The organism is Streptomyces sp. NPDC008150, from assembly GCF_042956945.1.
GTDB lineage: Bacteria > Actinomycetota > Actinomycetes > Streptomycetales > Streptomycetaceae > Streptomyces.
In genome coordinates, this window is sequence record NZ_JBIBHJ010000003.1 from 448,702 (window position 1) to 461,255 (window position 12,554).

Consider the following 12,554-nt stretch of genomic DNA (forward strand, 5'->3'; position numbering starts at 1 on the left):
GTCGAGCGCAATCTCACACAGGAGGAGGTGGATGCTCTCCCGTTCGAACACAATCTGTCGGACGGTCACGCGTTCCGCTCCTGGACCGAGGCCGAGTCCGCGATCATCGCCGACTCGGCACGCTACTTCGCCGAGTCCGACCGCCGGGGCGGGCGACGGGCCGAGGCCGACTACATCCGCCGCTACCTCGCGCTCGGGGCGCAGTCGTACCTGCCGGACCACTTCACCGGCCTGATGTGCTACTCCGCGTCGATGGGCGTCGAGATCGTGGCCAACCTGCTGCGTGTCAGGGGGCTTTCGGTGGCCCTGATCGAGCCCTGCTTCGACAACATCGCGGACATCCTGCTGCGCCACGGCGTGCCCCTCCAGCCGCTTCCGGAGACCGCGCTGACCGGCGGAACCGCCGTACTGGACGAACTGCTCGCGTCGCTCACCGCGGACGTGATCTTCCTGGTGAGCCCCAACAACCCCACCGGCACGGTGGTCGGGGAGGAGGCCTTCACCCGGATCGTCGAGTACTGCCGCGCCGAGCGGAAGATCCTCGTTCTCGACGGCTGCTTCCGGGTCTACCTCACCGGCGACCAGGTCTACGACCACTACGGCATCCTCGCCGCGTCCGGCATCGACTGCTTCGTGATCGAGGACACCGGAAAGGTGTGGCCCGCCGCCGAGTTGAAGGCCCCCTTCCTCAGCGTCTCGCCGCGGCTGGTCGACGGGGTGGTGGGCACGCACTCGGACTTCCTGCTCCACCTCTCGCCGTTCACCGTCCGGCTGATCACGGAGTTCGCGCGGCTCGCGGAGGCCGACGGCGGCCGCTACCTGCGGGAACTGGTCACGGCGAACCGGAAGCTCTTCCTGGACGCGGTCCCGTCCTCGTTCCTGCGGGCGGACGACACCGGGAAGCTGGGCCTGGCCTGGCTGGAGGTGACCGCCGACGGACTGGACGGGGAGGACGTGCGCAAGCTCCTCGCCGCACGCGGTGTCCACGTCCTGTCCGGCGAGCGGTTCTACTGGTCGTCACCGCACCTGGGCCGCAACCACCTGCGCATGGCCCTGCTGCGCGACCCGGACATCATCGGCCACGCCGCGACGGTGATCGCGGACCTCTGGGACGAGATCCGCACCGGCTGATCACGGGGACTGGGGCACCTCCGCCACCGGGGCTGGCGGCTCCTGCGCGTCCCCGGGCACCTCGACCGCGTACGCGCGGGCCGAGCGCAGGGTGTCCGGGTGGTTCTCGCCCAGCACCCGGCACCGCCGTTCCCAGGTGTCCCGGTGCAGGTCGCGGGCGCCCGTGTGGTCGTCCAGGGCGCGCAGGTCGTCCGCGAGGCTGTACGCCGAGCGCAGGGTGTCGGGGTGGTCCTCGCCGTTCAGCAGCCGGCGCCGGTTCCAGACGTCCTCGTTGAGCGCGCGCGCCTGGGGGTAGTCGGCCATCCGGTGCAGGGTGATGGCCAGGTAGTGCGTGGAGCGCAGGGTGTCCGGGTGGTCCGCGCCCAGCAGCCGGCGCCGCCGCTCCAGCACCCACCGCTCCAGCTCCAGGGCCCGCTCCGGTTCGCCGGTGTCGCACAGGTCGGAGGCGTAGTGGTGCGCGGAGTGCAGGGTGTCGGGGTGGTCCTCGCCGAGGACCTGCCGCCGCCACTTCCAGACCTCCGCGTTGATGTCGCGGGCCTGCTCCAGCTCACCGAGTTCGTACAGGTCGGAGCCGAGGTAGTGGGCCGACTGGAGCGTGTCGGGGTGGTGCTCGCCGAGCAGGCGGCGGCGGTGCCCCCAGCCCTCCTCGTCCAGCGCCCGCGCCCCCGCGAAGTCCCCCAGGTCGCACAGGTCGGCCGCCAGCTGGTGCGCCGAGCGGATGGTGTCCGGGTGGTCCGTGCCGAGGACCCGGGAACGACGTTCCCAGACGTCCTGGTCGACCTCCCGCGCCTGCGCGTACTCACCGACCTCGAAGAGGTTGGAGGCGAGGTTGTGGCCGGAGTGGAGCGTGTCCGGGTGGTCGGGGCCGAGCCGGGCCGTCCAGGACTCCCGCGTCATCCGGCAGATGCCGACCGCCGACCGGGACTGGCCCGAGACGTAGAGATACCGCTGCACCTTCAGCACCAGGGTGCGGAACGCCTCCGCGTCGAGCTGGATCCCGGGCAACGTCGCCGCCGCCGACAGGAGTTCGCGCACGTGCGGGACGACGAGTCCGTACTCGGGCCACGACTCGGGGGTGTCCGGGTCGCCCGGCGTGATCGTGGCGAGCAGCTCCTCGGCGGCGTGGTGCGTCACCGCGTGCTCGGCCAGCGGCAGTCTCGCCCGGAGCAGGGAGTGCACGAGGCGGTGCATCTGGAGGGCGTTGTCGGCGTGCCGCGCCAGCCCCAGGGCGACGATCTTGCGGACGGCGAGCGCGGCCGTCGCGGTGTCGCCGAGCCGGACGCCGAACCGGGGCGGTCCCACGGCGGGGTCGGAGCCCAGCGGGATCGGTTCCGGGGCGAGGAACGCCAGCCGGTCGAGCAGGCCGGTGGCCGCCGGACCGCCGGTCGTCAGCAGCCGGTCCCGGCTGGCGACGACGACCGATACCAGCCCGGGGTGCGCCGCGACCGTACGGTCGTCCAGGCCGCTCTCGGTCGGCTGGGAGCGCAGGAGCGTGAGGTAGTCGGCGGTCGCCAGCCCGGTCTCGTCCAGGAAGCAGCCGACCTGCTCCACCGAGAGGGGCAGATCGCCCACCGCGGCGGCCACCAGGTCCGCGTCGCCGGGGGACAGGGACGGGCAGCGGCGCGACAGCAGCGTGATCGACTCGTCCCGCTCGAACTCGGTGACGTCGATGCGCCTGCCGATCCGTCCGACGCGGGGATCACGGCCGGTGATGAGCAGCTTGCCCCCGTCGGGCGGCAGGAGGTCGTTCATGGCGCCGAGGTCGTCGAGGTTGTCGTAGACCAGCAACCAGTCCCGCCTGGCGGCCAGTTCGACCCACAGCGCCCGGATCAGCAGGGTCGGCTGGACCGCGGTGAGCCCGAGCTGGGAGGCCAGGGCGGTGAGGCTCGCCATGACCGCGTCGAGCTGGTCGGCGCCCACCCACCACACGAGCCCGTACTCGTCGGCGTGACGGTGCGCGTACTCCAGGGCGAGCTGGGTCTTGCCCATGCCGCCCGTCCCGATGAGCGACACGACACCGCGGTCCTCGGCCCCGGCCTCCCCGGCCCGCCGCACGCCGGCGTCGACGCGTTCCAGGAGGGCGGCCCGCCCGGTGAAGGCCTGGTTGCGCGACGGAAGCGCGCGGATCGGCCGGGACCGGGCGGGCGCGCCGTTGGACGACAGGGCGGGCGTGGGCGGCCCCACGTGCACGTGGTCGATGTGCGCGGCGACGACTCCGCCGCCGATCGCCGCGGTGCCGGCCGTGATCGACGGCTGGGCGGACGTCTCCCCGGAACCGCTCAGCCCTCGCGCGGTTCCGGCTGCGGAGGGTGGGGCCCGGTCGTCACTCCCCCCGACACGTCCCCGCCGACGACGACGCCGCCGGTCTCGGCCCGCACGTCGCGCCCCGCGGCGACACCGCCGTCGCCGTGCTGCACGAGGCCCGCCTCGTGGCGCTGCAACCGGTCGACGAGACCGGCCAACTCGTCGGCGAAATCCGGGTGTTCCTCGGCCGTGTCGGCGATCGCGTCCGTGGCGCGCCGGGTGGTGCGCTCGGTCACCTCGCCGTCGCCGGCCTGTTCCAGCAGCCGGTTGACGGCGGGATCGTCGCCGACGACTCCGCTGACCAGGTCGTGCAGGGCGTCCATGCCCTCGTCGAGCACCCGGTCGACCTCGCCGTCGGCGCGTGAACCCACCCGCCGAACCTTCCGCACGAGGTAGCCGACCGCTGCTCCCGCCACCAGTTCCAGTCCGGGTATGGGCACCGTCCCCGTCCCTCCCACGCTGTCGCCTACGTCAAGTAAACACCGGACAGGCGCAGTTGCTACCGATACGGACGGAAACCGAACAGGCCGGGCGGTGGGGCGCCGGAGGCGGCGGTGCCGCCGTCCGCGGCACAAGTGCGGCTGCCTGTACGAAAGTTGTGTGTGTCGACCGTCTTGTCGAACTCCCCACCCGCCGACAAGCTGTGTTCATGACACGCAGAGTCGCCCGCACCCCCCGGTACGGACCGACGCGCGTCGGCACCGCGCCTTGGTGACGATCCGTCAGAAGCGGTGCAGCGGCGGGTGAGAGCCCGCCCATCCCCCCATCCCCCGCGGAGGTCGGACGAAATGCGTTTGAGCTGGGCAAGACGCCCTCGTGCGCGATTGAGAGCGCTCTCACTGCTCCCGGTGGTCGCCCTCACGGTGGCGGCCACCACCCTCGTCGGTTCGACGAACGCCCAGGCGGCGGTCCCCCCGACCCCCTCGGGCTTCACCCTCACCTGGAGCGACGACTTCAACGGCGCCTCCGGAACCGGTATCGACCAGGGCCTGTGGAAGTACGACACCGGTCCCGGCAGCTCGTTCGGCACCGGTGAGATCGAGACCATGACCAACAGCACGTCCAACGTCTACTACGACGGCCAGAGCCACTTGGTGCTCCAGGCCCTGCACTCCGGGTCCGACCCGGCGAGCGGCTGGACCTCCGGCCGGGTGGAGACCCAGGCGGCGACCTTCGGCGCCCCGGCCGGCGGTGTCGTCCGCATGGAGTCCGTCCTCCAGCAGCCCAACGTCACCACGGCCAACGGCGCGGGCTACTGGCCGGCCTTCTGGATGCTCGGCTCGACGCTGCGCGACGGCGTGACCTGGCCGAAGTCCGGCGAGGTCGACATCATGGAGGACATCAACGGCCGCAGCAGCGACTTCAGCACCATCCACTGCGGTGTGAACCCGGGCGGCCCGTGCAACGAGTCGACCGGCATCGGTTCCGGCGAGCGCGCCTGTTCGGGCTGCCAGACCGGTTTCCACGACTACGCGGTGGAGATCGACCGCTCCGTCTCGCCGGAGCAGGTCCGCTTCTACCTCGACGGGTCCAACTTCTTCACCGTCAACGCCAACCAGGTCGACGCGACCACCTGGGCCGACGCGATCGACCACCCCTTCTTCATCATCTACGACCTGGCGATCGGCGGCGGCTTCCCGGCCGCGTTCGGCGGTGGCCCCAACGCGGCCACGGTCTCCGGTGGCAAGCTGGTGATCGACTCGGTGGCCGTGTACAACAAGGCGCCCGGCTCGGGCGGCGGCGGCACCGGTTCGGCGACCGGGCAGACGATCACCGGCCCCGGCGGCAAGTGCGTGGACGTGGCGGGCGACGACACCGGCGGTGACGGCACCGCGGTCCAGCTCTGGGACTGCCAGTCGGCGGCGAAGGACCAGCACTGGACCTGGAACGGCCAGACCCTCCAGACCCTCGGCAAGTGCCTGGACATCGCGGGCGGCGTCAACGCCAACAGCACCAAGCTCCAACTGGCCACCTGCAACAGCAGCGGCTACCAGAACTGGGTGAGCCAGAGCGACGGTTCCCTGAAGAACCCGACCACGGGCCGCTGCGTCGACTCCCCGTCGGGCGCCACGGCCAACGGCACCCGCCTGCAGATCTACGACTGCAACGGCTCGGCCGCGCAGAAGTTCACCGTCGGCGCCCCGGTCTACGGCCCCGGCGGCAAGTGCGTGGACGTGGCGGGCGACAACACCGGCGGTGACGGCACCGCGGTCCAGCTCTGGGACTGCCAGCAGGCGACCGCGCTCGACCAGAAGTGGACCTGGAGCGGCCAGACCCTGCGCACCCTGGGCAAGTGCCTGGACATCGCCGGGGGAGTCAACGCCAACGGCACCAAGCTCCAACTGGCCACCTGCAACGGCGGCGGCTACCAGAACTGGGTGGCCAACGCCAACGGTTCGATCTCCAACCCGACCACGGGCCGCTGCATCGACTCCCCGTCGGGCGCCACGGCCAACGGCACCCGCCTCCAGATCTACGACTGCAACGGCTCGGCGGCCCAGAAGTTCTCCGTGGCCTGAGCCCCATCCCTTCTCCGGTACACCGACGGGTCCCGCGGCACTGCCGCGGGGCCCGTCGGCGTGCGGGGGGCCGGCCCCCCGCAGGTTGCCCGCCGGGGCGGCGGTTCGCGGGCCGGCGGTTCCGGCCGCTCCGGCGGCGCGGGACGGTGACCGGCCGGCGGAAGCCGCTCAGGCGCCGCGTTCCCGCAGGATTCCCTCGACGCCCAGGAGGAAGGTCTCGGCGATCAGGGCCGGGTCGAAGAGGCAGCCGGCGGCCATGGCGCCGTCGCGGAGCATGACGAGGCGCCGGCCCGCTTCGTCGGCGGGGCGGTCGCCGACCTGTGCCAGCAGCGCGGTGACGGTGTCCAGGAACCACGCGCGGTGGGCGAGGACGGCCCGGTGGACGGGGTGGGCGGGGTCCGGGTACTCGGCCACCGCGTTGAGGAAGGCGCAGCCGCGGAAGCCGGGGCTCTGGATGCCCTCGACGACGAACCGGCAGACCGCCCGGACCGCGTCGGCTCCCGGCCGCGCGCCCGTCAGGGCCTGCTCGGTACCCGCCCGGATCCCCCGGTCGGCCCGGTCGAGGTAGGCGAGGACGAGTTCTTCCTTGCCGGTGAAGTGCCGGTACAGCGTGGCCCGGGTGACCTGCGCCTCCGCGATGACCCGGTCGACGCCGACGGAGTGGATGCCCTCCGCGTAGAAGACCTTCGTCGCCGTGTCGAGCAGCCGCGCCCGCGCCGCGGACGTGCTGCTTCCGCCCTTGCCCTCACTCATGCGGCCAGATTACCGCACGAGTGAGGGAGAACGTTCGGTCTTGACAGCCCGGCCCCGCCCCGTGAGTCTGGAGAGAGACCGAACGTTCTCCTTCATGGGCGGTGCCGGCCGTCATGCCGTGCCGGGCCCGCCCGCCCCGAAAGGAACCACCGTGGACACCCTCGTCGGTACCGCTCCCGTCAACGTCCCCGTCACCCTGCGCAGGCTGTACTTCCTGCGCTTCGCGTTCGCGGCGGTGTGGGCGGCCCTGCTGTTCACGACGGCCGACACGCTCGGCACGCTCACCGCCACCCTGCTGGTGGTCTATCCCCTGTTCGACGTGGCCTGCGCGATCGTCGACATCAGGTCCGCGGGGACGAGCGGCCGGTCGGCGCGCGCCCTCTACCTGAACATCGCGCTCAGCGCCCTCACCGGCGTCGGCCTCGCATTCGCCGCCACCTCCGGGATCCCGGCCGTCCTGCGGGTCTGGGGCGCCTGGGCCGTCACCGCGGGCATCGTCCAGCTCGTCGTCGGCGCCGTGCGGCGCCAACTCGGCGGCCAGTGGGCGATGATCGCCAGCGGTGCCATCTCCACTCTCGCGGGCGCCTCGTTCTTCGCCCAGGCGGGCGCGACGGGCGCCTCGTTGCGCAACCTGGCCGGCTACGCCCTGCTCGGCGGCGTCTTCTTCCTCGTCTCCGCGCTCCGTATGGGGCGTACGGCGAGGGCGTGACGCAGCTGGTGCGTGGTCGGCCTTCGGCGGGCGGCCCCGGGTTGCGTCGGACCGCGCATCGTGGTCAACGACGTTCCGCAGCAAGGCAGTTGACCCGGTGGGGCGTCGGCGTGCGAACTCGTGCCGGGGCGGCGGGGCGGGCGGAACAGGCGGGGTCGCCGGGGATGCCCGGGACGCCGGGGCCGCCCGCCGTGATTGCCCTCGGTGGGTCGTTCCGGCGGTCGGGTCACGCCAGGCCGGCCGCGATGGCGCGGCGGACGGCGTCGGCGCGGTCCTGGAAACCGGCCTTGGCGAACAGGTTGTTGATGTGGGTCTTGACCGTGGCCTCGCTGATGAAGAGCTTCTCGGCGATGGCCCGGTTGGGCAGGCCCTGCCCGATGAGGGTGAGGACTTCGCGTTCGCGGCGGGTGAGGTCCTGGGGGAGCGGCTGCGCGTCGGCCGACGGGCGGGTGCGGACGGTGGCCAGGAGGCGGTTCTGGACCTCCAGGTCGAGCACCGACTGCCCCGCGGCGGCCGCCCGGATCGCGCGGACGATGTCCTGGCGCCCCGCGTTCTTCGTCAGATAGCCGCGGGCCCCGGCGTTCAGGGCGGCCAGGATCGAGTCGTCGTCGGCGAAGGTGGTCAGCACGACCACGGCCGTCCGCGGGTGCTCCTCGCTCAGCCGACGGGTGGCCTCGGTACCGTCCATGACGGGCATGCGCAGGTCCATCAGCACCACGTCGACGGGCGCGGCGGGCGGTGCGGCGGCCACGGCGGCGAGCACCTCGGCGCCGTTCGCGGCGGCGGCCACGACGTCGATGTCCTCGGCCATGCCGAGCACCGCGGCCAGCGGCTCGCGCACGGCGGCCTGATCATCGGCGACGATCACGCGCAGCGGCGGCGGACTCTGGGGGGCCTGCGGGGTCTGCGTGGCCGGGGCCGCCTGCGGGGCCGGGGCCGCCTGCGGAATCCGCGGGACGTGAGGGCTCCGGCGGTCCTGCTCGGGCCGGCGGTCCTGCTCGGGCTGCCGGTCCCACTCGATCTGCTCGTTCCCGGAGGTCCGTCCGTCCCCCGGGCCCTTCACGTCGTCCTGGTTCGGTTCGTCGGTCGTCATCCCGGTATCACTGCCTCCACCTGCCAGCCGCCCCGGTCGGGTCCCTCGGTGAGGGGACCCGCGGTGATGGTGCCGCCCAGCAGGGCGACGCGTTCGCGCATTCCTATCAGCCCCATGCCGCTGCTCGTACCGGCGGTCGGTTCGGCGGTGGCGGGTCCGTTGTGGACGGTGAGGGAGGTCGAGGCGGCGTCGAAGGCCAGCTCCACCCCGGTCTCGCTCCCGGGGGCGTGCCGGGCCGCGTTGGTCAGCGCCTCCTGCGCGATGCGCAGCAGGTTCTGGGTGACCTGGGCAGGCAGCTCACGGACGTGCCCGGTGACGGTGAGGACGTCACGGTGACCGGACGACTCGACCATGGCGCTCAGGCTCTCCACCAGCGGAAGGGCGTCCTCGCGCAGCGCGTGCACGGTCCACTGGGCCTGCTTCAGGCTCTCCCTGACCAGGCTGTGCGCCTTGTCGTGGGCCGCGCGCACCTTGTCGAGGTCGCCGGTCTCGATCAGCGCGTCGGCCAGTTCCAGATGCATGCTGATCCCCGCCAGCGAGTGCGCCAGCACGTCGTGCACGTCCCGGGCGATGCGTCCCCGTTCGGTGAGCACGGCCGTCCGCGCCTCGGCCTGTGCGGCCCGCGCGGTGGACTCGACGGCCTCGACCATGGCCTCCACGGCCTGCTGCCTGCTGCGGCTCAGGATGCCGACGACCACCGGTACGCCGGTTCCGAGGCCGAAGGTCCAGGTCAGCACCTGGTGACCGGGGCCGAGGTAGAAGTACAGGACGGCGCCGCACAGCAGGCTGGACAGGGCGGCGACCGCCAGGGCCCGCTTGAGGGCGAGACGGTAGCCGGCGTGGCCGACGAGGAAGTAGGCGAAGAGGTAGCCGGAACCGCTGGTGCTGACCTCCAGCAGGGCGGCGGCCGCCACGACGCCGGTGGTCAGCCAGATGAGGGCGGCCCGGGGCGGGAACGCGGGCGGCAGATGTCTGACCAGCAGGGCGACGGAGTTGACCACGAGCAGGGCGGTCACGGCCAGGCCGCGGCCGCCGATGCCCACCGGCCGGACGGTGGCGACCGCGACGGCGATGATCAGCAGGGTGACGGCCCACTGCACGCGGGGGTCGTGCCGGGGCACGGCCCGAGGGCCGGGCTCCCGTTCGGGGACCGGCCCTGGGGCGGAGGAACTGACGGAGACGGACACGGCGCGACGGTACCCGTCCGCTCAGAGGGCCCGGTCGGCGGCGACCGCGGAACGCTGCCCGTCCACGGCCGGCTGCTGGGCGCGGGCGACCATGCGGCCACGGACGAAGATCGTGGCGAGCCGCGTGACCACCTCGGTGAGCGCCATCAGCACGAACGCGGCGACCCACGCGTCTCCCGTGGTGATCTGGTGGGAGGCGCTGAACCGGGCCAGGTTGTCGGCGCCGCCGTGGTCGACCCACAGCTGGAAGCCCATCCGCGCCCCCATGCCCAGCACCCACAGGGTCGCGGAGACCGCGCCCGCCTTGATGAAGAGGTGCGTGCCGACACTGCGGATACGGGTGTACACACCGCCCGCGACACCGAGGGCCGCGCCGATGGCGACCAGGGTGCCGATCAGCACGAGGTCGTTCCCCCCGGTGGGCACGGTGTTCAGGTAGGTGTGGGCCACGTAGCTTACGATCCCCAGGGGGATGAGGTAGGACTTCGCGTCCAGGCGGCCCTCCCGCAGCTGCCGGAAGACGACGAGGAGGAGGGCGATGTCGGTGATCCAGTCGGTCGTGGTCATGGGTACAGCCTGTTGTCAGAGGCCGCCGAACACCTGGACCCATGGGTGGAGCTACGGGTGGAGTTCCCCCGCCCCCGTCCCCCACCCCGTCCGCCGCCACGGGCGGAGGATGCGAGATTCGAACTCGTGGGGGCCGCCCTGAACCGCGGCGGAGCTGGGCCGGTGCGCCGCTGAACCCTGACGGACGAGGGTGAACGAGACCGGAACCGAGACCGCGGAGCGCGGCGCTCGGGCTGGTCGGTGCGGGCTTCGGGACGAGCCCTCAACGACTGTTCTCCCACGGACGGCCAGGTCATCCGTCGACGGCCACCCCCGTGGCGCGGATGTCGGCGATCAGCGTCCGCACTCGTCGCCGGATCTCGTCGCGGATCGTGCGTACGGCTTCGACGCCCTGGCCGGCGGGGTCGTCGAGCTGCCAGTCGAGGTAGGTCTTGCCGGGGAAGACCGGGCAGGCGTCGCCGCAGCCCATGGTGATGACGTAGTCGGATGCCTGGACGGCCTCGGTCGTCAGCACCTTCGGCGTCGCGGCGGTGATGTCGATGCCGACCTCGGCCATGGCTTCGACGGCGGCCGGGTTGACCTCGCCGGCGGGAAGGGAGCCCGCGGAGCGGACCTCGATACGGGTGCCGGCGAGGTGGGCGAGAAAGCCGGCGGCCATCTGGGAGCGCCCGGCATTGTGGACGCAGACGAACAGGACCGAGGGCTTGGTCGCGTCAGACACGGGCGGAACCTTCCGGGACGGCTGCCGGTGCGGCTGCCGGGGCCGAGGTGTCGGGGAAGTGGCGGCGAACGGCGAGGGCGACACGCACGAGGCCGATCAGCACGGGGACCTCGATGAGCGGGCCGACGACTCCGGCGAGGGCCTGGCCGCTGGTGGCGCCGAAGGTGGCGATGGCGACGGCGATGGCCAGCTCGAAGTTGTTGCCCGCGGCGGTGAAGGCGAGTGTCGTGGCTTTCGGGTGGTCGAGCCCGACCGCCCTGCCCAGGGCCATGGACCCGGCCCACACGAGCGCGAAGTACACCAGCAGCGGCAGCGCGATCCGGGCGACGTCGAGAGGCTTCGAGGTGATCGCGTCGCCCTGGAGCGCGAACAGCACCACGATGGTGAACAGCAGCCCGTACAGGGCGAACGGGCCGATGCGCGGGATCAGCCTCGTCTCGTACCAGGCACTCCCCCTGGCCTTCTCGCCGAGGCGGCGGGTCAGGAATCCGGCGGCCAGCGGGATGCCGAGGAAGATCAGGACGCTGCGGGCGATCTCCCACACCGACACGGTCAGTTCGGTCTGTTCCAGGCCGAGCCGGCCGGGCAGGAAGGAGAGGTAGAACCAGCCGAGCAGGCTGAACGCCAGTACCTGGAAGACGGAGTTGAGGGCGACCAGGACGGCGGCGGCTTCACGGTCGCCGCACGCGAGGTCGTTCCAGATGACGACCATGGCGATGCAGCGGGCCAGCCCGACGATGATGAGCCCCGTTCGGTACTCGGGCAGGTCCGGCAGGAAGATCCAGGCGAGCGCGAACATCAGCGCCGGGCCGAGCACCCAGTTCAGCAGCAGCGACGGGACGAGCAGGCGGCGGTCGCGGGTGACGGTGTCCAGCCGGTCGTAGCGCACCTTGGCCAGGACCGGGTACATCATCACGAGCAGGCCGAGCGCGATCGGCAGCGAGACGCCGGTGACGGTCACCTTCGCCAGTGCGTCACCGAGACCGGGCACGAGCCGGCCCAGGCCCAGGCCGGCGCCCATGGCGACGAGGATCCACAGGGCGAGCCAGCGGTCCACGAAGGACAGCCGCCCGGCGGCCGGCGTGGTGGGGTCGCTCACGAGGACGCCTCCGCGTCGGCGGGCTGTGCGGGGCGGGTGAGGACTCCGGCGAGTTTGTCGGTCGTCTCCGGCAGCAGCCAGTAGTAGACCCAGGTCCCGCGCCGCTCGCAGTCGATCAGGCCGGCCTGCCGCAGCAGCTTCAGGTGGTGGGAGATGGTCGGCTGGGACAGGTCGAACGCCGGAGTGAGGTCGCAGACGCAGATCTCACCGCCCTCGCGCGAGGCGATCATCGACAGCAGCCGCAGGCGGACCGGATCGCCGAGCGCCTTGAACACCTTGGCCAGTTCGACGGCCCGCTCCTCGCCCAGAGGTGTGGTCAGCAGTCCCGGGCAGCACCCGTCGGTGCTGGTGCTGGTGCTGGTGCTGGTGCGGGTGCCGTCCTGGCCGCGCGCCACCCCTTCTTGTTTCGACATGCGTCTATGTTGACGAACTTCGATCCAAGGCGCAACCTTGCATCGAGAAACATCGAAT

General features: G+C 72.2%; 12 protein-coding genes. 3 read left to right on the forward strand and 9 right to left on the reverse strand.

What is annotated here, in order from left to right; genetic code table 11:
• Positions 1 to 27: 27 nt before the first annotated feature.
• Positions 28 to 1,131 carry an aminotransferase class I/II-fold pyridoxal phosphate-dependent enzyme gene (locus ACFZA0_RS11335; protein ID WP_391014280.1) on the forward strand — a complete coding sequence of 368 codons (1,104 nt, stop codon included), beginning with the start codon at positions 28 to 30 and terminating at the stop codon, positions 1,129 to 1,131.
• Here the strand turns inward: ACFZA0_RS11335 and fxsT are convergent, their stop codons facing one another.
• Together fxsT and ACFZA0_RS11345 are read right to left on the reverse strand one after the other, a co-directional pair.
• The gene (gene fxsT, locus ACFZA0_RS11340; protein ID WP_391014282.1) at positions 1,132 to 3,315 is read right to left on the reverse strand and encodes an FxSxx-COOH system tetratricopeptide repeat protein; all 2,184 of its coding nucleotides are present in this window, start codon (positions 3,313 to 3,315) and stop codon (positions 1,132 to 1,134) included. It abuts the gene before it with no gap.
• A 95-nt stretch (positions 3,316 to 3,410) separates the two neighbouring features.
• Complete coding sequence (locus ACFZA0_RS11345; RefSeq protein WP_391014284.1) at positions 3,411 to 3,875, reverse strand: hypothetical protein; 465 nt, start codon at positions 3,873 to 3,875, stop codon at positions 3,411 to 3,413.
• A 384-nt stretch (positions 3,876 to 4,259) separates the two neighbouring features.
• Between ACFZA0_RS11345 and ACFZA0_RS11350 the strand changes: the two genes are divergently transcribed.
• Positions 4,260 to 5,954, forward strand: coding sequence for a ricin-type beta-trefoil lectin domain protein (locus ACFZA0_RS11350; protein WP_391014286.1), 1,695 nt, complete (start codon positions 4,260 to 4,262; stop codon positions 5,952 to 5,954).
• Between the two features lie 168 nt (positions 5,955 to 6,122).
• Here ACFZA0_RS11350 and ACFZA0_RS11355 read toward each other — a convergent pair whose 3' ends face one another.
• Positions 6,123 to 6,707, reverse strand: coding sequence for a TetR family transcriptional regulator (locus ACFZA0_RS11355; RefSeq protein ID WP_391014288.1), 585 nt, complete (start codon positions 6,705 to 6,707; stop codon positions 6,123 to 6,125).
• Between the two features lie 151 nt (positions 6,708 to 6,858).
• On the opposite strand from ACFZA0_RS11355, the gene ACFZA0_RS11360 reads away from it, so the two are divergent.
• Positions 6,859 to 7,416, forward strand: coding sequence for a hypothetical protein (locus ACFZA0_RS11360; RefSeq protein WP_391014290.1), 558 nt, complete (start codon positions 6,859 to 6,861; stop codon positions 7,414 to 7,416).
• Between the two features lie 226 nt (positions 7,417 to 7,642).
• Here ACFZA0_RS11360 and ACFZA0_RS11365 read toward each other — a convergent pair whose 3' ends face one another.
• The 6 genes from ACFZA0_RS11365 to ACFZA0_RS11390 all read right to left on the reverse strand — a co-directional run bounded on the left by ACFZA0_RS11365 (position 7,643) and on the right by ACFZA0_RS11390 (position 12,496).
• Positions 7,643 to 8,284: a response regulator gene (locus ACFZA0_RS11365; protein ID WP_391014436.1), complete on the reverse strand. Its 642-nt coding sequence runs from the start codon at positions 8,282 to 8,284 to the stop codon at positions 7,643 to 7,645.
• Positions 8,285 to 8,505: 221 nt separating this feature from the next.
• Positions 8,506 to 9,609 (reverse strand): histidine kinase, encoded by a 1,104-nt coding sequence (locus ACFZA0_RS11370; protein ID WP_391014438.1) that lies wholly within the window; start codon positions 9,607 to 9,609, stop codon positions 8,506 to 8,508.
• A 108-nt stretch (positions 9,610 to 9,717) separates the two neighbouring features.
• Positions 9,718 to 10,263 carry a hypothetical protein gene (locus tag ACFZA0_RS11375; protein WP_391014292.1) on the reverse strand — a complete coding sequence of 182 codons (546 nt, stop codon included), beginning with the start codon at positions 10,261 to 10,263 and terminating at the stop codon, positions 9,718 to 9,720.
• A 292-nt stretch (positions 10,264 to 10,555) separates the two neighbouring features.
• Entirely contained in the window at positions 10,556 to 10,984 is a 429-nt protein-coding gene (locus tag ACFZA0_RS11380; RefSeq protein ID WP_391014294.1) for an arsenate reductase ArsC, read from the reverse strand.
• Positions 10,977 to 12,083 carry an ACR3 family arsenite efflux transporter gene (gene arsB / locus ACFZA0_RS11385; protein ID WP_391014295.1) on the reverse strand — a complete coding sequence of 369 codons (1,107 nt, stop codon included), beginning with the start codon at positions 12,081 to 12,083 and terminating at the stop codon, positions 10,977 to 10,979. Before arsB ends, ACFZA0_RS11380 begins: the two co-directional genes overlap by 8 nt.
• Entirely contained in the window at positions 12,080 to 12,496 is a 417-nt protein-coding gene (locus ACFZA0_RS11390; protein WP_391014297.1) for a metalloregulator ArsR/SmtB family transcription factor, read from the reverse strand. The genes arsB and ACFZA0_RS11390 overlap by 4 nt, the downstream gene beginning before the upstream one ends.
• Between the last annotated feature and the right edge of the window lie 58 nt (positions 12,497 to 12,554).